The 19,589-nt window shown below is 47.6% G+C and carries 18 protein-coding genes; 13 read left to right on the top strand and 5 right to left on the bottom strand.

What is annotated here, in order from left to right; genetic code table 11:
- Positions 1–173: 173 nt before the first annotated feature.
- Positions 174–1,514, top strand: coding sequence for a TrkH family potassium uptake protein (locus tag MKY85_RS24425; RefSeq protein WP_339237436.1), 1,341 nt, complete (start codon positions 174–176; stop codon positions 1,512–1,514).
- 49 nt (positions 1,515–1,563) lie between these two features.
- Complete coding sequence (locus MKY85_RS24420) at positions 1,564–2,235, top strand: TrkA family potassium uptake protein (protein ID WP_091020848.1); 672 nt, start codon at positions 1,564–1,566, stop codon at positions 2,233–2,235.
- 60 nt (positions 2,236–2,295) lie between these two features.
- On the opposite strand, the gene MKY85_RS24415 is transcribed toward MKY85_RS24420, so the two are convergent.
- The gene (locus MKY85_RS24415; RefSeq protein WP_339237432.1) at positions 2,296–3,219 is read right to left on the bottom strand and encodes a LysR family transcriptional regulator; all 924 of its coding nucleotides are present in this window, start codon (positions 3,217–3,219) and stop codon (positions 2,296–2,298) included.
- A gap of 295 nt (positions 3,220–3,514) precedes the next feature.
- On the opposite strand from MKY85_RS24415, the gene MKY85_RS24410 reads away from it, so the two are divergent.
- From MKY85_RS24410 to MKY85_RS24385, 6 genes are all read left to right on the top strand, one after another.
- Positions 3,515–4,183 carry a succinate dehydrogenase cytochrome b558 subunit gene (locus tag MKY85_RS24410; protein WP_315937826.1) on the top strand — a complete coding sequence of 223 codons (669 nt, stop codon included), beginning with the start codon at positions 3,515–3,517 and terminating at the stop codon, positions 4,181–4,183.
- A gap of 44 nt (positions 4,184–4,227) precedes the next feature.
- A complete protein-coding gene (sdhA, locus tag MKY85_RS24405) occupies positions 4,228–5,970 on the top strand; it encodes a succinate dehydrogenase flavoprotein subunit (RefSeq protein WP_253440597.1) in 1,743 nt (580 codons plus the stop codon).
- 411 nt (positions 5,971–6,381) lie between these two features.
- On the top strand, positions 6,382–7,146 hold the full coding sequence (gene sdhB, locus MKY85_RS24400; protein ID WP_339237426.1) for a succinate dehydrogenase iron-sulfur subunit: 765 nt from the start codon (positions 6,382–6,384) through the stop codon (positions 7,144–7,146).
- A 175-nt stretch (positions 7,147–7,321) separates the two neighbouring features.
- On the top strand, positions 7,322–8,296 hold the full coding sequence (locus MKY85_RS24395; protein WP_342570980.1) for a metallophosphoesterase: 975 nt from the start codon (positions 7,322–7,324) through the stop codon (positions 8,294–8,296).
- A gap of 264 nt (positions 8,297–8,560) precedes the next feature.
- Entirely contained in the window at positions 8,561–9,292 is a 732-nt protein-coding gene (locus MKY85_RS24390; protein WP_339237421.1) for a metallophosphoesterase family protein, read from the top strand.
- 167 nt (positions 9,293–9,459) lie between these two features.
- Positions 9,460–10,092: a GNAT family N-acetyltransferase gene (locus MKY85_RS24385; protein WP_342570979.1), complete on the top strand. Its 633-nt coding sequence runs from the start codon at positions 9,460–9,462 to the stop codon at positions 10,090–10,092.
- Positions 10,093–10,564: 472 nt separating this feature from the next.
- On the opposite strand, the gene MKY85_RS24380 is transcribed toward MKY85_RS24385, so the two are convergent.
- Both MKY85_RS24380 and MKY85_RS24375 read right to left on the bottom strand, forming a co-directional pair.
- The gene (locus MKY85_RS24380) at positions 10,565–11,374 is read right to left on the bottom strand and encodes a histidinol-phosphatase (protein ID WP_342570978.1); all 810 of its coding nucleotides are present in this window, start codon (positions 11,372–11,374) and stop codon (positions 10,565–10,567) included.
- A 30-nt stretch (positions 11,375–11,404) separates the two neighbouring features.
- Positions 11,405–12,307: a LysR family transcriptional regulator gene (locus MKY85_RS24375; RefSeq protein WP_036605798.1), complete on the bottom strand. Its 903-nt coding sequence runs from the start codon at positions 12,305–12,307 to the stop codon at positions 11,405–11,407.
- Positions 12,308–12,763: 456 nt separating this feature from the next.
- Here MKY85_RS24375 and MKY85_RS24370 point away from each other — a divergent pair, with 456 nt between their 5' ends.
- The 5 genes from MKY85_RS24370 (at position 12,764) to MKY85_RS24350 (ending at position 17,636) form a co-directional block, all read left to right on the top strand.
- On the top strand, positions 12,764–13,222 hold the full coding sequence (locus tag MKY85_RS24370) for a chemotaxis protein CheX (protein ID WP_062837913.1): 459 nt from the start codon (positions 12,764–12,766) through the stop codon (positions 13,220–13,222).
- Positions 13,223–13,278: 56 nt separating this feature from the next.
- Entirely contained in the window at positions 13,279–14,052 is a 774-nt protein-coding gene (locus tag MKY85_RS24365; protein ID WP_342570977.1) for an SDR family oxidoreductase, read from the top strand.
- 210 nt (positions 14,053–14,262) lie between these two features.
- Positions 14,263–15,636, top strand: coding sequence for a DEAD/DEAH box helicase (locus MKY85_RS24360; RefSeq protein ID WP_339237413.1), 1,374 nt, complete (start codon positions 14,263–14,265; stop codon positions 15,634–15,636).
- A gap of 27 nt (positions 15,637–15,663) precedes the next feature.
- Entirely contained in the window at positions 15,664–16,416 is a 753-nt protein-coding gene (locus tag MKY85_RS24355; RefSeq protein WP_342570976.1) for an ABC transporter ATP-binding protein, read from the top strand.
- Positions 16,417–16,418: 2 nt separating this feature from the next.
- Entirely contained in the window at positions 16,419–17,636 is a 1,218-nt protein-coding gene (locus tag MKY85_RS24350) for an ABC transporter permease (RefSeq protein WP_342570975.1), read from the top strand.
- Between the two features lie 169 nt (positions 17,637–17,805).
- Here the strand turns inward: MKY85_RS24350 and MKY85_RS24345 are convergent, their stop codons facing one another.
- Together MKY85_RS24345 and MKY85_RS24340 are read right to left on the bottom strand one after the other, a co-directional pair.
- Positions 17,806–17,931: a YjcZ family sporulation protein gene (locus tag MKY85_RS24345; RefSeq protein WP_206759599.1), complete on the bottom strand. Its 126-nt coding sequence runs from the start codon at positions 17,929–17,931 to the stop codon at positions 17,806–17,808.
- Between the two features lie 262 nt (positions 17,932–18,193).
- On the bottom strand, positions 18,194–19,492 hold the full coding sequence (locus MKY85_RS24340; protein WP_339257188.1) for an aminotransferase class I/II-fold pyridoxal phosphate-dependent enzyme: 1,299 nt from the start codon (positions 19,490–19,492) through the stop codon (positions 18,194–18,196).
- Positions 19,493–19,589: the final 97 nt, after the last annotated feature.

The raw sequence follows: 19,589 nt of genomic DNA, 5'->3' as shown, positions 1-19,589 counted from the left end.
ATTCGCATGTCTTTCGCCCAACAAGGGAACGAATAGAATATATTCCAACTTCATTATATATGTCGTTTTAATCTGATTCATACATGTTTAACGTTTGGCAACAGCATTTCAGATGAAGAAGGCTCCACGGGTGTGGAGTTATTTTCATTGCAGAAGAGGTGGAAGATACTCAAGTGAAACTGAATGTTCAATGGATGCGATTATCGCCACCCCGTATTCTTGTGTTAGGGTTTGCTGGTATCATTTTGGTAGGCACATTGCTTTTAATGCTTCCGGCATCCAGCCGTAGCGGCGACAGTCTTGCGTTTATTGATGCGCTCTTTACAGCAACTTCGGCCGTTTGTGTCACGGGTTTGGTTGTGGTGGATACTGGAACTCATTTCTCAGTGCTGGGTCAGGTTGTCATTGCAATCCTGATTCAGATTGGCGGACTGGGCTTCATGACGATGTCTACATTGGTTGCCATTGCGTTCAAACGGCGGATTTCGCTTAGAGAACGGCTGATTCTGCAGGAAGCGATGAATCAGAGCACGATGGAGGGCATTGTCCGGCTAATTCGCAAAGTTGTGATCTACTCGCTTATTATCGAAGGCATATGTGGCACGTTGTTTGCGATTCGCTGGTCATTTGACATGCCGGTCGGACAGGCGATCTATTATGGATATTGGCATGCCATCTCTATGTTCAACAATGCCGGATTCGATATGTTCGGTGATTTTCGCAGTTTCACTGGGTTTGTATATGACCCGCTGGTGAATTTTACAGCGATGTTCCTGATTGTGTCTGGCGGTATCGGTTTTGTGGTGTTGTCAGATCTGGTGGATTACCGCAAAACGCGAAAGCTGTCTCTGCACTCCAAAGTGGTATTGCTGATGACTGGATTGTTGATTGTATTTGGTGCACTTGTCATTTTCGTATTCGAATTCAGCAATCCGCGGACACTCGGTGGCCTGAACTGGGGTGGCAAAATTCTCGGTTCATTCTTCCAGTCCGTTACGCCGCGAACAGCAGGAGCTAATACGGTAGATATTGCCGGGCTCAGACAGGCAACGCAGTTCTTTATGATCATCCTGATGTTCATTGGGGCATCACCGGGCTCTACCGGAGGCGGGATCAAAACAACGACATTTATGATTATGGCTGGTGCCGTCATCGCGATGATGCGTGGACGTGAAGATATCGTGTTTTTCCGCTACCGTCTCGTACAGGAACGGATTTTCAAGGCACTTACCATTACATTACTGGCGCTCTTGTTCATCATAGCCGTAACAATGGTGCTGAGCACCACAGAAGAAGCCAGTTTTATGATGATCCTATTTGAGACAACTTCAGCCTTTGGCACCGTGGGATTATCGCTCGGACTGACGCTGAAGCTGACCACTCTGGGCAAGCTCCTGATCTGTTTTACGATGTTTGCAGGAAGGCTTGGACCTATTACATTAGCGTATGCACTTGGGCAGAAAAAGGGTAAGGAGTTATACAGGTATCCGGAAGGCAAAATGATTATTGGATAAAATTTGGTGAGTTATGAATTTGATTTGGATAAGGGGTTCGTGAAGAACAATGAAAACACAGCAGTTTGCGGTGATTGGGCTTGGGCGTTTTGGCTCCAGTCTGGCACAGGAATTAATGGAACTCGGCTACGAGGTACTCGGTATCGATAAAAATGAAGAAGTCGTCGAAGACATGAGTGAATTGGTTACCCATGCCGTTGTAGCCGATGCGACTGATGAGGAAGTGTTGCGCTCTCTGGGTATTCGCAATTTTGATTGTGGTATCGTAGCTATCGGGGATGATATTCAGACGAGCATTCTCACCGCGATCCTGTTAAAAGAACTGGGCGTCAAGACGGTCGTAGCCAAGGCCATATCCGTTCTTCACGGAAGAGCACTGGATAAGCTGGGGATTGATCGTGTGGTTTATCCCGAGCGGGATATGGGTATTCGGGTTGCCCATCAGCTGGTTACCCCGAACTTGCTGGATTACATTGAATTATCCAATGATTACAGTATTGTCGAGATGAAGGTTCCCGCCTGTCTGCACAACAAAACATTATCAACCCTGAATGCACGTGTACGCTTTGGTTGCAGCATTGTGGCGCTACAGAAAGAAGCCGGGGTCATTATTGCTCCGACAGCACTAGACTCGCTTCAGATGGGGGATATCATGGTCATTATTGGTAATAATGCAGATATCGACCGATTTGAAGAAGAGGTTATTAGCCAGGAGAGCTGATAATCATCATGAGTTAAAAATGAAAGCCAGACGTTGGAGCCTGGCTCATTCAGATCAAAGCTAAGGCGTCGTAGTCCTCCGTGAGGGCAATGGCGCCTTTGCTGTAAAGAGTGCAACCGTCTCCTTGACCCATTGTCTGGAGGTCTCGCTGAGGCCCTCTTTATCCCCATAGATCATGCAGGTTGTTCTTCGGGTCTGCTGTAATTGTGGCAAATGAACAGAAACAAGATCATTGTCCGCGAGCAATTGTGGACGAAGATATGACTTGGGCAATAGCGCAGCAGCTTTGGCGGAAGGCAGAAGTCGGATGATCGCTTCGAAGGAATCAATCTCCATGCGAATATCCGGCATTACGGCACAGCGCTGAAAGAGGTCGTCCGTTAATTTGCGATACCAGGTACCTTTGGAGAACGTGATCATTGGCAGATCCTGCAAGTGTTCCATCCCCGCTTCCTTACCGGACAGGGGGTGTGTGAGCGGCACAACCAGTTCCAGGTGATCATCAAAGAGCGGCACACAGTTAAGCCCCACTTCACTGATGGAGGAGGCGACAATGCCCACATCGGCTTTTTTGTCACGCACAAACGAGACAATCTCATGTGTTTTTCCCGTCAACAGTTTTAGTTCGGCATTTGGATGTTTCTCCATAAAGGCATTGACGAGAGGTGGCAACGTGGTTTGAAGCGTCGTCAGACTGGCTCCGAGTGTAATGGTGCTCTGTTCTTCGTCTTTATACTGGGCGAGCATGGTGAGGAATTTCTGTTGCTGCTGCTTCTGTTCAACCGCGAAGGTATAGGCGAACTGGCCCACACTGGTTAACTCCAGTCGTTTGCCGCGGCGGTGGAAGAGAGCGACCCCGAGTTCATCCTCCAATTTGGATATTTTGCGTGAGAGTGCGGGTTGGGACAAGTTCAGTAACTTGGATGCACGGTTCAGGCTGGACTGCTCCACAACCGCTGCAAATGCATTTAACTCCTCGAACATGAACAATGACCTCTTTTCCATGAGTGTGATTCTTGCCCTTGATTAATCGTTTTCCATGTTGTATGGCCTGTAAACCCAATGTTTCACTACTTATACCTATAGGTTATAACATTTAATAATTATATTGCAATTCCCTTATAAGAAAAAAAGGAGTAACATGAAGCGTGACACAAGTTGTTCACACCTGGGGAAAACGGAACAATTTGTCGAACCTTTTCATGGAAAAGGATTCGTGTCATGATAAGTAAAATTATTTATGAAAACGTTGTATTTAGCGAAAGGGGATCGACATTTTATGAAAGGGTTTTACTCCAGAAAGCTGCACTCCTTGCTTGGCGTAATTCCGCTCAGTTTGTTTTTTGTTGAGCATTTGGTGACGAACTTCTCGGCAGTTGAAGGCGGCAAAGAAGCTTTTGACGGTGCTGTTGCATTCTTGAACAGTCTGCCACTGGTTATTGTTTTGGAAACGCTCCTTATCTGGTTACCGTTGTTCTATCACGGTGTATACGGTCTGTATATTGCATATCAGGCCAAGCCTAACGTGGGACGTTATGGCAATGAGCGCAACTGGCGTTATACGTTGCAGCGTGTCAGTGGTGTCATTACGTTTGTATTCGTTATCTGGCATGTATGGGAGACGCGGGTGCAGGTTGCGTTGGGTACAGTCACCCACGAACAGCTAGGCGGTGTTATTCACGATATCGTGATGAACCCGGTAACATTTATTCTATATCTGATCAGTGTAGTTGCGGCATCCTACCACTTTGCCAACGGTCTGTGGTCGTTTCTTGTTAGCTGGGGGATTACCGTGGGTCCGCGTGCGCAGCGTGTGTCCTCTTATGTATGCATGAGCTTGTTCGGTATTATTTCCATTATGTTTATTGCTTCCTTGTTCGCTTTCCGGAGCATGGATTTCCAAGCAGTAACTTCAATGGTTGACGTAGTAAAAACAGTTCTAATCTAAGCATTTATCGAGTTAAATGCTGACTTATAAGGGAGTGAACATCAATGGCATCAACGAATGTAATTATTGTGGGCGGCGGCCTCGCGGGCTTGATGGCGGCGATCAAATCGGCTGAAGCCGGAGTCCATGTTCATTTATTTTCACTGGTTCCTGTTAAACGATCCCACTCTGTATGCGCACAAGGCGGCATTAACGGAGCGGTAAATACCAAGGGTGAGGGTGACTCCCCATGGGTACACTTTGACGATACGGTATACGGCGGTGACTTCCTTGCGAACCAACCTCCGGTTAAAGCGATGTGCGAAGCAGCACCTGGCATCATTCACCTGATGGACCGTATGGGCGTAATGTTCAACCGGACACCGGAAGGTTTGCTTGATTTCCGTCGTTTCGGGGGCACGAAGCATCACCGTACGGCATTTGCCGGAGCGACAACAGGACAACAATTGCTCTATGCATTAGACGAACAGGTACGTCGCTGGGAAGCAGCGGGCCTGGTTACGAAATATGAGAACTGGGAGTTCCTGCAGGCGGTTTTGGATGATGAAGGCGTATGTCGCGGGATTGTAGCTCAGGATCTGAAAACGATGAAGGTGCAGACCTTCCCGGCCGAAGCGGTTATTCTGGCGAGTGGTGGTCCGGGTATCATCTTCGGTAAAACGACTAACTCGGTCATTAACACAGGTACAGCGGCAAGTGCCGTGTATCAACAAGGTGTAAATTACGCAAACGGGGAGTTCATTCAGATTCACCCAACAGCCATTCCAGGGGATGACAAGCTGCGTCTCATGTCCGAATCCGCGCGTGGTGAAGGTGGACGGATCTGGACTTACAAAGACGGCAAGCCTTGGTACTTCCTCGAAGAAAAGTATCCTTCCTACGGAAACCTGGTTCCGCGTGATATTGCAACACGTGAGATCTTCAGCGTCTGCGTGGATATGGGGCTGGGCGTGAACGGTGAGAACATGGTTTATCTCGACTTGTCTCATAAAGATCCGAAGGAACTGGACGTTAAACTGGGCGGAATCATTGAGATCTATGAGAAGTTCATGGGCGATGACCCGCGTAAAATCCCAATGAAAATCTTCCCGGCAGTCCATTATTCCATGGGCGGCATGTGGGTAGATTACAACCAAATGACCAACATTCCAGGGCTGTTCGCAGCTGGTGAATGTGAATATCAATACCATGGTGCAAACCGTCTGGGTGCCAACTCATTGGTATCCGCGATCTATGGTGGTATGGTGGCTGGACCAAAAGCGGCTGAATATATCAAAGGACTCAAAAAATCGTCCGCGGATATCCCTTCTTCCGTATTTGAGAAACACACCAAACAACAAAGCGATAAATACGAAGGCATCATGAAAATGCAGGGTACAGAAAATGCCTATGTTATTCATAAAGAGCTTGGCGAGTGGATGACAGCCAACATGACGGTTGTACGCTACAACGACAAGCTTGAAGCCACGATTGGCAAGATCAAGGAATTGAAAGAGCGTTATGGCAAAATCAACATGTACGATAGCTCCGGTTGGAACAATCCGGGTGCAGCGTTTACCCGTCAATTGTGGAACATGATTGAACTGGCAGAAGCAATGACTCTCGGCGCTCTGCTCCGTAACGAAAGCCGCGGCGCACATTACAAACCGGAATTCACGGAACGTAATGACGAAGAGTTCCTGAAAACGACCATCGCAAGCTGGTCGAAGGAAGGACCGAAAATCTCGTACGAGCCAGTAGACGTATCCCTGATCCCACCACGTATCCGGGATTACTCCAAGGATTAAATATCACGGATTTATTTATATGGTTAAATATTAAACACCTGAACAGAAGGCAGGAGAACTTTGGAGAAGCAGAGCTTCTTCAAAGTTACTGCCATCAACGTGAGGGAAATACCCAGAAGAAGCAAGCGCCTAGCAATGCTTCAGCACTTCAATACTGCCCATCCAGCATGAATGGAGTGCAGTTTCCAGCAAAGTGACTCAGTGCACGACGTAGCGGAGGAAGCGGAAATGCCCAGAAGAAGCAAAGCGCTCGCCTTTATCACCGGATTTTAACCCTGTGAAGGGGTGATCAAAAAAATCCGGGGATAACAGCGATCAGAGGGGCATTCCGCTGACGAAGCGTCTCCCGTGCACCAAACCATTTTGCGCATCAGCAATACAATCATCGTCACCAGAGGAGGGGACAACGATATGGCGGAACAAGCTACAGCCAACAAAACCGTCAAGTTTATCATCACCCGTCAAGACAGCCCGGAGTCATCTTCGTACAACGAAGAGTTTGAGCTACCGTACCGTCCTAACATGAATGTGATCAGCGCCCTGATGGAGATTCAGCGTAATCCGGTCAATACAGATGGCAAATCCATTGCTCCTGTATGCTGGGATTCCAACTGTCTCGAAGAAGTCTGTGGTGCCTGCTCCATGGTTATCAACGGCAAGCCACGTCAAGCATGTGCAGCCCTGATCGACAAGCTCGAACAGCCCGTTCGTATCGAACCGATGAAGACCTTCCCAGTGGTTCGTGACCTGGTCATTGACCGTAGCCGGATGTTTGGCGCCCTGAAACGCGTAAAAGCATGGATTCCAATCGATGGTACCTATGACCTCGGTCCAGGTCCACGGATGCCTGAGAAGAAGCGTCAGTGGGCATACGAGCTGTCCAAATGCATGACATGTGGTGTATGTCTTGAGGCATGCCCGAACGTCAATGAGAAAACAGACTTTATCGGTCCAGCAGCACTGTCCCAAGTGCGCCTGTTCAATGCTCACCCAACAGGGGAGATGAACGCCGACGATCGTCTGGAAGCGTTGATGGAAGACGGAGGCATTGAGGGCTGTGGTAACTCACAGAACTGCGTGCAATCCTGTCCAAAAGGCATTCCATTGACAACCTCCATTGCGGAAATGAACAAACAAACAACCAAGCATATGTTCAAACGCTGGTTGGGTGTATAATCTCGTCATAACAGGTGCAGAAGTGTAATCTGCAACATAGTAGAAGTCGTGATCCCGTGCAGCAACATGCCGGAGATCCCGGCTTCTTTTTGTGCTGAAGCAGAGGAACCGGGCTACCCATGAAGAATATGATATACTAAGGGGATGGATATGGAGCGTAGAAGGAGGGGGAGATATGGCAGAGACACCGCGTCAGGGTAGCAAAAACTCGTCGTCCCAGCGCACGTATAAGTCACCAGGTTCAGAAGAGTCTGTATTTCCTGGAGAGGAAAAGGATCATGATCCCTCTCGCCGAAGTTTCTTATTGCGCATGATTTTGATGACGGCGGGTGCGAGCTTGCTCACCGGGGGTTATGCCTGGCTTTGGGAGCCACGTCGTCTGGAAATCAAGCAAGTGGAACTGAAACTTCCGAAGTTCCCAAAGGCGTTTGACGGATTGCGTGTAGTTCAGTTCAGTGATGCCCATCTTGGTTTTCATACCGGAGTGAAAGAGATGAGAAAGCTGGCGGCAACGATTGAGGAGCAGCAACCGGACTTGATTTGTTTTACCGGAGACATAGTCGAGAGGGAATCAGAGCCGATGCGTGAATGTATTCCGGTACTCGCCTCCATGCAAGCCAAGTATGGCAAATTTGCTGTTTTGGGGAATCATGATTATCGGGGCGGACAGCAGAATGAAGTGGCTGCCATGTTCCATGAAGCAGGGTTCAAGTTGTTAAGGAACGAACATGTGGTGATTGAACAAGGGGGCGAACGTCTGGCCATAGCTGGTTTGGATGACGCACTTACAGGCAGGCCTGATCCTGCCCAAGCCATCAAGGGATTGAATCAAGATGTGTGGAAATTGCTGCTTATGCATGAACCGGATTATGCCGACATTGCCACGCCCTATGGTTTCGGATTGCAGCTTTCCGGTCATAGCCATGGTGGACAGGTACGATTTCCATGGGTAGGGGCACTGACAACTCCCCGAGGTTCACACAAGTATGTTCAGGGGCTGTATTACACGAATGTCCAGGGGGTATATTACTCCACTCAGACACAGATGCCCGTGTATGTGAATCGTGGTTTTGGCATGACCCAACTGCCCATTCGTTTTTTGTGCAGACCGGAATTAACAGTTTTTGAGCTTAAAGGATTAACCACATAAAAGGAATATGAGATCATATTAGTTCAACTAAACTTTTTACATGAGAACAGAGAGGACAGAAATAACGTGAAGAAGCGAACTGTTCGCCTAAAAGCTTTCTGAAAGAAAGCTACATCGGAAGCATACGCTATCTCCGTATTTTCCCTTTGAAGTAGGGAATCAAAAAATCTGGGGATAACAGCGATCGGAAGGTTATTCTGTCATCGGAGTGGCAAGTGTAAACGTACAACAGTGAACGATTCAACATGAATGGAGGTTATCCAGATGGAACGAATTGCGATTGTATCCGACATTCATGGCAACATGACTGCCTGGGAAGCAGTGCTGGAAGATATCAAAAGTCGCGGCGTAAAGCGAATCTTTTGTCTTGGTGACCTCGTGGGCAAGGGACCAGAACCGGTGCAGGTTGTGGATGGGATTAGAGCGGCGTGTGAAATTGTCATCCGCGGTAACTGGGATGAACTGGTTGCGGTTAACCAGGACAACGAGAACTTTACGTGGCAAGCAGAACGGTTGGGTGAGGAACGATTGGCGTATTTGGCGAGCCTGCCCTTCAGTCATCAATTTCAACTGAGCGGTCGCACCATCCGTCTGGTCCACGCATCACCTCAAAGTGTGTACCATCGTGTGCAGCCTTGGGACGCAATGGAAAAGAGATTGGCGATGTTTGATTCTCCGACTGATGAGTCTGTGCAAGGTGTTGCAGATGTTGTAGGTTATGGGGATGTGCATAATGCATATTTGCAGTATATGAATGGAAAATTACTGTTTAATGCAGGCAGTGTCGGTAATCCGCTAGATCTTCCCCAGGCTTCCTACTGTATTCTGGAGGGTGAAGAGAGCAACGATAGCAATACCCCGTTCAATGTTCAATTTGTGCGGGTACCTTATGATATTGAGCGAGAAGTACAGATTGCGCAGTCCGCGAATGTTCCGGCACTGGATTTCTATATCCGTGAGATTCGTACGGGCATCTACCGCGGGTTGCAGGAGTAGTCAACACCTGGGCTCTTTAGCGTTAGGAATTGAATGATGCAATATGTTAATACTATAATGCGAATACTAAAGTTCGTGGACTCGTTTATATGATATTACGCCGGATCACCTTCAGAGCATGCTTGTCTTACCGGACTCAAGCCCGTTAGGCAAAAGGAGCGATTGTCATGCTTACCCGAAAAATGCTGGTTCAAGGTCTGCCGGCTTTGTGGACAGAGCGTCTTGTCCTGCGAGCATTGCGTCAAAGTGATTACAGCACATTATCGGAACTTTTTTCCGATCCTCAAGTCATACGATATGTGAATCGGGGAAGCCAGCCCACACCGATCAGGGCGAGACGGTTATTGAACCAGATACGAAGCAGCAGTGCCAAGCTAGATTCGTTACATTATGGGATTTGCTGGAGAGGTAAGGAACAGGTCATTGGGATTACCTCGTTCCAGCACTGGAATGATCAGAATGGTACCGCACAGATTGGTTATATCCTGAACAGGTCCTGTTGGGGCAGAGGTGTGGCTACCGAGGCGGTACAGCGGCTGCTGCAGTTTGGATTTGACGATCTTCATCTGTGGAGGGTGGAGGCACGTTGTTATGAGGCCAATGTTTCGTCACAACGGGTGCTAAGCAAAATAGGAATGACTTACGAACGGAGTCTTCCCTCATTTGGACTGCATGATGAGGATGACGAAGGATCAGAATCTCTGATGGATGTTAAAGTGTATAGCATGTATCGGGAACAATACGTACGCCCGCTTCAGGAGAAAGACTTGCAAACACTGGTATCTGACAAGCCGCAATAACATAGAGTAAGAGTAGTAAAACGTGAAAGAATCGAACTTCAATCATTTGTTACACAATTGAAATATAGCTGCAATTGAACTCTAACAGACAGGGGGTAAACTTATCTCATGACCCCCTTTTTGATAATAGATAATGCTGTTGGGACCCGCGCGAGCGGGTTCATTTTTTTTGTCCATATAGGTTAACTATGGGGTTATTTACACTGGCTACTCCGATGACAGAATAACTTTCCGATCACTGTTATCCCCAGATTTTTTGATTTCCTTTTGAAAAGGGTAAATCTGTTGATAGCGTATGCTTCCGATGCAGCTTTCTTTCAGAAAGCTTTTAGGCGACCGCTTCGCTTCTTCACGTTATTCAGTCCTCTTCGTTATCGTGTAAAATTTAATTATATTTCCTTATATAGGGCAATACAAAACCCCCACGGCGTTAACAAGCGCGCTGTGGGGGTTACCTGTGGTTCTATATTTTTTAAAGTGATACAACCTGCATCTGTTTCTGCTTAAAATACACCCATTCAGTGAATCCGATCTCCAGCAGACGTGAACGAACGTCATCCAGCTCATCTGCAACCCGCTGTGGTTTATGAGCGTCCGATCCAAAAGTCACCTTCACCCCATAATGATGGGCGCGTTCCAGAATGGCATCTGAAGGGTACCAGCCACCGCTGAGTTTGGTTTTGCCAGATGTGTTAATTTCGATCGCTACATTGGCTTCTGCAATGACCTGCAACGTTTCATCAATGGCCTGATCCGCGATAATTTCGGAGAACGGTGGATAATTTCCTTTCATCGCGTCAATGTGTCCAAGAATCTGGAACATGCCGCTGCGTGCCGATTGCCGGATTAATGAATAATAGCTTTCTTTCACTTCAACTTTGCGAGCATCGCTCAGTCCGTTCCACCGCGTTTTGTTGAAGATGCTTACATCCTCGGTATGATGAACGGAACCAATAATATAGTCAAAAGGATACTGACCCAGTGTGGTACGGTACAATTCTGCATGAATAGGGAAGTAATCCGATTCAATGCCGAGTAACACATCGATTTTACCAGCGTACTCCTCTTTCAGAGCAAGGACTTCTTTCACATAATGCTGCAATTCAGACTTGCCCATTGCGATCCGTGGAAATGCCTGCTCAAGCTCACTGCCAAAGTATGGCGTATGATCCGAGATCCCGATGGCCTGAAGCCCTGCCTTAATACCTGCCTCTATATAATCGCGGATGTTGCCGTCTGCGTGACCACAACGAAAATGATGGGTATGAAGATCAAATTTCATATGGAATCCTTCCTTTCTCATGGCTCATTGTCATTCTGAACTGATGAATTGGGTTTCCGGCATGCCTTTGAGGTCACTTATGAATTGCTGCATCGCGGAGTTGAGGTACCGGCTGGACTTATAGATGACACCAACAGGATGACTGACCTCCAGCTCACTTAAGGGTATCATACGCAATGTACCTTGACGCAACTCATGCGCAACAGATTGTTTGGAGATGACAGCTGCCCCGAGATCAATTTCGACCATCCGTTTTACTTCTTCGCTGCTGGACAACTCCATTACAATATTGGGTTCAATATTATGTTTTTTGAAGATGGTTTCCGTAAATCGTCGCCCTACGGTATCAGGAGATAGCAGAATCAATGGAGTGCTCCGGAGTACATCCACTGCAGCATGTTTTTTCTTCGCCAGCGGGTGGGAAGGAGATACCACGAGTTCAAATGTGTCATAGTACAGCACAGACGTATTCAGGTTGGGATTACGCTCCGTGAGATAACCGATACCAATATCAACCAGACCATTTTCGACCTGGGTATAGATCTGGGATGAAGGAAGGGATTGAATACTGGTTTTGATGAGCGGGAATTGATCCTGGAAATAGGATAACACCCTTGGCAAGATCTGAATAGCAATGGAAGTCGTTGTGCCTAACACAATCCGTCCTTGAGGCGTTTCATCGAGATCGGATAATTTTTGTTTCAACTCATCAACGATGTCGAGCATCCGTTCAGCATGTTCCAGAAATACCTGTCCACGGTCTGTGAGGGTAACGGGTTGGTTACGATCCACAAGAACGGTGCTGAATTCGTCTTCGAGGCTTTTGATCTGGGCTGAGACGGCAGGCTGAGTCAAGTTGAGAAGTTCACCCGCTTTGCGGAAGCTCATCGTTTTGGAAATGGTAATTAGTGTCTCCAGTTGGCTTATGTTCATAGGTGGCCTCCTTGCAGGAAAAGTATCTTCGATATGTAGATGTGGTGTGATGAAATCCCGTAACTGGTTATTGTTCCGTTATCTTAAATTATAGGTGATTCAGGACAGCAGAGCAATGAAGGGAATTATCGGGAGTAAAAGTAGTTCAAGAGACTGTGAAAAAAACGTGAATACAAGAATTTGATTTTTTTAACAGTTATGAAAAAGCAGTAATAAAGTCCTAAACCCCTTTTGCCATGCACGATGATCGAAATGCTTTCTTCAAAAGAAGTGAAAAGCTCCGTTTATTCGCTAGAATCAGCTATAAACATTTGCCCCACGGATGACGATAAATTATAGTACACATGATTTAACGAATTCTTAATGAATTCTTGTACGTGATAAAGTATAATAAATTTAATGAATATGGGACTTTTGGTGTGTGACCAATAACCCAGTGTGAGGGGGACATAGACAGTGAAAGCGGAAGTGATTAATCCTTTCCTGGAATCGGCACGGAACGTATTCGAACAGCTCATCCAGGTTTCGCCTTCCACCGGGAGTCTTGGCGTGAAAAATGTAGAGTTCATTGCAGACCATGTCTGGATCGTGATTGGAATGACTGGACAACTTAGCGGAAACATAGTATTTGGAATCAATGAACAAGTTGCATTGAAAATTGTATCTGCAATGATGGGCGGTTTTGTCATTACAGAGATGGATGAAATGAGCAAAAGTGCAATTTCGGAACTGGGTAATATGATCAGTGGTAATGCCAGCACCATCCTGTCGAACCAGGGTGTTGTAGTTGATATTACACCTCCACAAGTGATGAAGTCCGAACATCTGACCACATTTAGTGCAACGAAAGCACTGAGCATTCCTTTGCTGATGGATGGCATTGGTGAGATGGATATTCAGGTCATGATCTCGTAGAATAGAGCCATATGCCTCAAGAGGCAATATGTGTTCAATACGGGAGGACATCGGGTATGCTGAAAGACCAGGTAGTGTTTATTACAGGTGCATCGAGTGGTATCGGTGCGCTGTGTGCGCAGATGCTGATAGAAGAAGGAGCCATCCCGATTCTGGCTGCCCGTTCGCGGGACAAGCTGGAAGAGATTGGTACTTCGCTGAAAGGGCCGCATGAATTACTCACACTTGATGTTACGGATAGTGAGCAGGTTCAGGCAGCTGTAGAGGCAATATTGCATAAATACGGACGAATCGACATTTTGTTGAACAACGCTGGTTACGGGAAATTCGCGGCAATGACGGAGATGTCTGTACAGGAATTCGATGAGATGATGGACGTGAATTACATGGGCATTGTCCGCTGCACCAAAGCAGTGCTTCCACAAATGCTGGAACGGGGCAAAGGTCAGATTGTGAACGTGGCCTCGATGGCTGGCAAAATCGGTACAGCCAAATCCGCTTCCTATACAGCAACGAAACATGCTGTACTCGGATTTAGTAATGCGCTTCGTCAAGAGCTTCGCAAGACTGGCGTCATGGTGACAACGATTAATCCAGGTCCGATTGATACACCATTCTTCCAACGGGCTGACCCATCTGGCAATTATGTGAATAATGTACGTTGGATGATGTTGAAACCGGAAGATGTTGCGGGTCATATGATTCGGGCAATGAAAAAGCGCAAGGAAGAAGTGAATCTGCCAAGACTTGCTTCTGCTGGCATATGGCTGTACCAGCTATTTCCTCGTCTTGCAGATCGATTGTCGCACGGTGTAATGAATCAGAAGTAAATGTGATACGAGGCATCATATACGGGATGAAAGAAAGGCTCCTCCGAGGGGCTTTTCTTTTTTTTGGCGTGTGTACATACAATTCTGGAATAAGATTTGGTACACGGGCTTTTTTCGCATATAATGAAAGGTAATGTGATGACAGGCTTCGGTTATATCCGTACAAGCAGGGCTAGCATCAAAATGAATAATTTAAAAGGATGGACATACATGACGAATCAAACATTTGCTTCAATTGGCGTGGAACAGGATCTGGAGGCTGTTTTGGCGAAACATGGCATTAACGAACCTTCACCTGTACAGGCTCAGACTATACCGGTTATTCTGGAAGGCCGGGATGTTGTATCCAAATCCCAGACGGGAACAGGGAAAACGCTGGCATATCTCCTGCCAATGCTACAATCCATCAAAATGGATGTCAAAGGTACGCAGAAACTCGTTATTGCACCTACACAAGAACTGGCGATGCAGATTGTACGTGAGGCACAGCGCTACGGGGAAGAACGCAAAATTGGTGTATTGGGTCTGATTGGTGGCGCGGCGGCAAAACGTCAGATCGAGAAGCTGCGTGAGCATCCACAATTGGTTGTGGGCACACCGGGACGACTGAAGGAATTGATTACACTCAAAAAACTGAAAATGCACAACGTCTCTACGATTGTTATCGATGAAGCGGACCAAGTGTTCCAACTTGGCGGCGTAAGTGACGTAAACTTTGTACTCAAGAGCGCATTGCGGGACCGTCAGTTGATCTTCCTGTCCGCAACGATTGATGAGCATACGGCTGGACTCGCGAAGCGTGAGATGAAAGAGCCTGTTCAGATCGGAATCGAACCGGATCGCGCTACGGCTGCGGGCCTTGAGCATTATTATTTTGTAGAAGAAAACCGTAACAAAATCGACATGCTGCGTCGTCTGGTTAGACAGTATAATCCGGATCGCGCAATCGTATTTGTGAATGCAACCGAAGATATTGGTGAAGTGGAAGCAAAAATGAATCATCTGGGCTTGTCCGCTGCTGCACTGTATGGGGATGCTGACAAAGTGACCCGAAGTAACGTATTGTCTGCCTTCCGTAATGGCAAACTGCAATTGCTGATTGCCAGCGAAGTCGCTGCCAGAGGACTGGATATCGAAGGATTGCCAATGGTCATTAACTATGACCCTGCCTTTGATTCGGAGCACTATGTTCACCGCGCAGGTCGTACAGGCCGAATGGGACGTTCGGGTATTGTACTCTCCATTGTGGATGAAACTCAGATTTTCATTATGCGCAAATTCGCTCGCGAGCTTGGAATCGAACTGTCAGAACGTGTACTCTTCGGCGGTAAAGTATTGGAGGCTGATCCGCGTCCGGATACGCGCCCGGAGGGACATTCGTTCTCCAGAAAACCAGGACAATCCAGAGATCGTAAACCAGGTCAGGGCAGCCGCAATGGCGGTACTCGAGCTACGATTTCCAATTCGCGTCCATCGGGCAGCAAACCTGCTGGCAATACAGGACGCACGGAGCGAGATCAGGATCGTAAAAACAAGGGAGCACCCAAGTGGAGTAAAGACAAAACGCCACGCTCCGAAGAATAGAATCTGACGAAAGGGGTGCAGGAATAGATGGAAAATGTTCAATCGCCTGTTCTGCAAATCAGCGGGCTAAGCGGAGGTTATAGTGCCAAACGGCCGGTCCTTCACGGTATCGATCTGGAAGTCGGACGTGGAGAGATGGTTGGACTAATCGGCTTAAACGGTGCTGGCAAAAGTACAACCATGAAACATATTCTCGGCTTGATGACACCTCAACAGGGTGAAGTACGAGTGATGGGCAAGAAGCGGGACGAGGATGCCCAGATCTATCAATCGGCCATGGCATTCGTACCGGAATCACCTGAACTGTATGATGAGATGACGGTAATGGAGCACCTGGAGTTTACGGCAAGAACGTACAATGTGTCGGAGGCTGACTTCAAACAACGTACGGAGAAATTGCTGCAATTATTCCGTATGAATGAAAAAAGTACAAGTCTGTCGACTCACCTGTCCAAGGGCATGCGGCAAAAGGTCATGATTATGTGTGCTTTTGTGGCAGGACCGCCACTGTACATTATTGATGAGCCTTTTCTGGGGCTGGACCCGCTGGGTATTCGCTCCTTGCTTGATTTTATGCTTGAGATGAAAGCTTCGGGATCATCCATCCTGCTGAGTTCACACATTCTGTCCACGATTGAAAATTACTGTGATCGTTTTATTGTTCTGCACCGCGGACAGGTGATTGCTCAAGGGACATTGCATGAATTGCGCCTTCAATTCGGGGAATCGGATGCCACGCTGGAGCACATGTTCTATTCCCTCGTACAAGGCAGGGATTGAGCATGGATCTCAAGCTGCTATGGAAGCAAAGACGCACAGGATTCTGGAACGGAATTCTCCCTTATCTGGGATATGTCATCCAGAGCGGTGTAGCTATGGTCTTTTTATTTCTCGTCATTGCGTTCTCCGCCTGGTATACATCGTTTGTTCAGAACATTCCCGCAGAATTCCCGATTCGCTGGATTGCATTGTTACTGCTGGCGCCACTGGTGCTGTTTAGCAGTTATCGTACATATCTGCTTCCGGCAGATATTGTGTTCCTGCGACCACAGGAATACCGGATGCAGGAGTATTTGAAGAACAGCTTTGCCCGGGGCATCATCTATAAAAGTCTGGGTCTGCTGCTTGTGTTTGTTACACTGTGGCCTCTCTATGTTAGAGCAGATCTGGATGCACGGCCATTTGGCTGGTTCATCGTATTCCTGCTGCTGTGGAAAGGGTTGTCCAGTTATGGAGCATGGCAAGAGCTAAGAATGGTTCAGGTCGGGGCATCAAGAGCATATCGTCTCTTGCGTTGGGCTCTGTCAGTGCTGGCGGTTGGCGCATGGCTGTGGCAACCACCACAGCGCAGCATATGGTTCCTGCTGTTACTGGCTGTCGTCTATATCGTCGCCTTGCGTATACCGGTGAAACATAGGGTAGCGTGGGAACGACTGATTCAGGTGGAGCAGGGGCAGGCTGGCAGGGTGATGCGGACGCTCGGCTGGTTCGTGGATGTACCTTCATCCGGACAGAAAGTAAGTTCGCGTCGTTGGCTTAGCAAATGGGGGAGCGGTCTTCCATGGAACGCGGGGAAAGCTTACCGTTACTTAATAACCAAAACGTTTATTCGAACCGAAGTGTTCTCTATCGTGTTGCGCCTAGTTGTATTGGGCATGTTACTATCCTGGTGGACAGCAGGCAGCTACTTTGGTGTAGGCGTGTATCTGTTCTTCCTGTTGCTTGCAGGTGTACAGCTTGGTGCGCTGCGCCGCAGTCATAGTGAATCGTTCTGGATCATGATCTATCCGATCTCGGGAGAGAGTCGTCGTTCTCAGGTGTTGGGGTTCATATTCCATCTGCATGCGCTGGCTGCGTTGTTCATGTGGCTGCCTATGCTGGCTGCCGGAGCGAGTGGACTGACTGTCACCGGAGTAGCCCTTATTTTGGGCATACTGGTGATTGTGATTATGCGCCGTTCGCAAGGCAACAAGTGGTTGAAGGAAGAGGAAGATGAGTGAATGAATGATTGAACCTAACGTACCTCACTCCAGCCCAGATGGTGGTTGAGTTGGACGGTGATCATTAATAGAACAACAAAGAAGGGTATTCCGGGCTGTGTCCCGGAATACCCTTTTTCATGTTGCCATCAGATCACTTGCTTCTCCGCGCATGTGTGTGTATTTAGTACTAACAGAGGAATGATTTCGTGATAATAACGAGCAAGATGAACAGAACAAGAATGGCACCTGTGTTCGTAAATCCTCCGTAACCGCCGCATCCATAACCGCCTCTTGTATCTTCAACTCCAGACATGGTCATTCCCCTTTCAAGTGGTTGTTTGGCACGCCCTTGCGTACATCGTATACTATGTGCCTTGGGGGTGGGCTGATTGGGCCGATGCCCGGTAAAGCCAGAATTTCGAGCTTTTGGGCAGCTGTCCGGGTGTAGCAGTGATATCTGGCGAGTTGTAAAACACAAAAAGAACCAAAAGAACCCTCTATATATTCGGAGACATGTAACGTCGTCCCGGCATACAGAGGGTTCTTATATCATTCAGGGTTCAGGTCTGTTTTAACTAAGTCGTCCGCAGATCCTGAACTCCACGATAGACGGTTTCATACAGATCTTCCAATCCGGATTCTTCAATACAGGAGAATGCGATGCGCAGATCCGCTTCACCAAGCGCGATTGTACCCACGCCGTATTTGTGAAGTAGATGGCTCCGAAGTTCTTCAGCGCCAACTTCTTTCAGCTTCAGGCACATGAAGTAACCGGAGTTGAACGGATAATAATCCCATGCATCATCATACTTTCCGCTATCGAGAATGGCCTTCACTTTATTGGCGCGGCCTTTCATAATCTCGAACTTCTCCTGTTTCTGTGCTTCAAACTCCGGTGCTTTGAGTGCATCCAATACAAAAGTCTGGGAAGGATGCGGGCCGCTGGAGATCGTTGCCCGGATAATACCGAGTGTTTTTTGTTCCAATGCATGCAGAACGGCTGCATCTTCATGGGCATACGTAATGAATCCAACGCGGAAGCCCCATACGAACTCTTCCTTGGTTGCACCATCCACTTTTACGGTCAACACACGTGGATGAATGTTGGCAAGCTTGCCAAACAGGGATTCATGAATGGAATCTTCGAAGAACAGCCCAAAGTACGCATCATCTGTTACAGCAACCACGTTCACGCCAGCTTCAGCTGCCTGATGAATCGTGTTTACAATGGCATCTGCTTCTTTGGCTCCAGGCGTATAACCTGTAGGGTTATTCGGGAAGTTGAGCAGCACGATGGCTTTACCTTTGTCCTTTTGATCAAGCAACGCCTGAAGCAGACCGTCACTGTTGAAGTTCAATTGATCATCGAACAGGGGATAATGAACCAACTGGCCATGACGACGGATGCCGAAGGTCAGCTCGTAATTTTCCCAGTTTTTATCCGGATATATGACAGCGTCCCCTTCATCGGTGAACAGGTCGGCTACGATACTTAGTCCATGGGTTAATGCATTGGTTACAATCGGATTGCCGAATGTTTTGCCTTCCAGGGAAGGCGTCTCCTTCAGCATCTTGTCTCTCCAGACGGTCCGCAATTCAGGTTTGCCTGCAGGTGGAGCGTAAGGATACAGATCCTTTGGCTGGAATGCAGACAGCTTCTCCTGAATAACCTGGAGATGCATCGGCACACCACCCTCCAGGGCGATACCAATCGTGGCATTATGGGTCTTGGCCAAGCTTGCTGCTTCAGCAGATTGACTCAAAATCCCCTCTTTTGGAAAATAAATTTCTTTGCCAAGCTGTGACAGCATGGAGTAGACGTGACTGCTGCCTGTCTGAATACTTTCGTTCAACTGTTCAGCCAGTGGATTCATTCTTTTCATCCTTCCAAGTCTTTGTGATTCAACTGCCTAACATTATATCACCTTGACATGCCCCCGTCACGGAAATTACGCAATATGACAGTTATAT

It is taken from the genome of Paenibacillus sp. FSL R5-0749 (assembly GCF_038595085.1).
Classification (GTDB): Bacteria; Bacillota; Bacilli; order Paenibacillales; family Paenibacillaceae; genus Paenibacillus.
The sequence above is the reverse complement of the archived record's forward strand: the minus strand, read 5'-3'. Positions and strand labels throughout refer to the sequence as shown.

Bases quoted from the DNA above. Each gene is read 5' to 3' on its own strand.
- MKY85_RS24415 (WP_339237432.1), bottom strand. From the start codon at position 3,219: ATGTTCGAGGAGTTAAATGCATTTGCAGCGGTTGTGGAGCAGTCCAGC.
- MKY85_RS24350 (WP_342570975.1), top strand. From the start codon at position 16,419: ATGGATCTCAAGCTGCTATGGAAGCAAAGACGCACAGGATTCTGGAAC.
- sdhA (WP_253440597.1), top strand. From the start codon at position 4,228: ATGGCATCAACGAATGTAATTATTGTGGGCGGCGGCCTCGCGGGCTTG.
- MKY85_RS24375 (WP_036605798.1), bottom strand. From the start codon at position 12,307: ATGAACATAAGCCAACTGGAGACACTAATTACCATTTCCAAAACGATG.
- MKY85_RS24380 (WP_342570978.1), bottom strand. From the start codon at position 11,374: ATGAAATTTGATCTTCATACCCATCATTTTCGTTGTGGTCACGCAGAC.
- MKY85_RS24395 (WP_342570980.1), top strand. From the start codon at position 7,322: ATGGCAGAGACACCGCGTCAGGGTAGCAAAAACTCGTCGTCCCAGCGC.
- MKY85_RS24420 (WP_091020848.1), top strand. From the start codon at position 1,564: ATGAAAACACAGCAGTTTGCGGTGATTGGGCTTGGGCGTTTTGGCTCC.
- MKY85_RS24385 (WP_342570979.1), top strand. From the start codon at position 9,460: ATGCTTACCCGAAAAATGCTGGTTCAAGGTCTGCCGGCTTTGTGGACA.
- MKY85_RS24345 (WP_206759599.1), bottom strand. From the start codon at position 17,931: ATGTCTGGAGTTGAAGATACAAGAGGCGGTTATGGATGCGGCGGTTAC.
- MKY85_RS24360 (WP_339237413.1), top strand. From the start codon at position 14,263: ATGACGAATCAAACATTTGCTTCAATTGGCGTGGAACAGGATCTGGAG.
- MKY85_RS24390 (WP_339237421.1), top strand. From the start codon at position 8,561: ATGGAACGAATTGCGATTGTATCCGACATTCATGGCAACATGACTGCC.
- MKY85_RS24355 (WP_342570976.1), top strand. From the start codon at position 15,664: ATGGAAAATGTTCAATCGCCTGTTCTGCAAATCAGCGGGCTAAGCGGA.
- MKY85_RS24365 (WP_342570977.1), top strand. From the start codon at position 13,279: ATGCTGAAAGACCAGGTAGTGTTTATTACAGGTGCATCGAGTGGTATC.
- sdhB (WP_339237426.1), top strand. From the start codon at position 6,382: ATGGCGGAACAAGCTACAGCCAACAAAACCGTCAAGTTTATCATCACC.
- MKY85_RS24410 (WP_315937826.1), top strand. From the start codon at position 3,515: ATGAAAGGGTTTTACTCCAGAAAGCTGCACTCCTTGCTTGGCGTAATT.
- MKY85_RS24340 (WP_339257188.1), bottom strand. From the start codon at position 19,492: ATGAATCCACTGGCTGAACAGTTGAACGAAAGTATTCAGACAGGCAGC.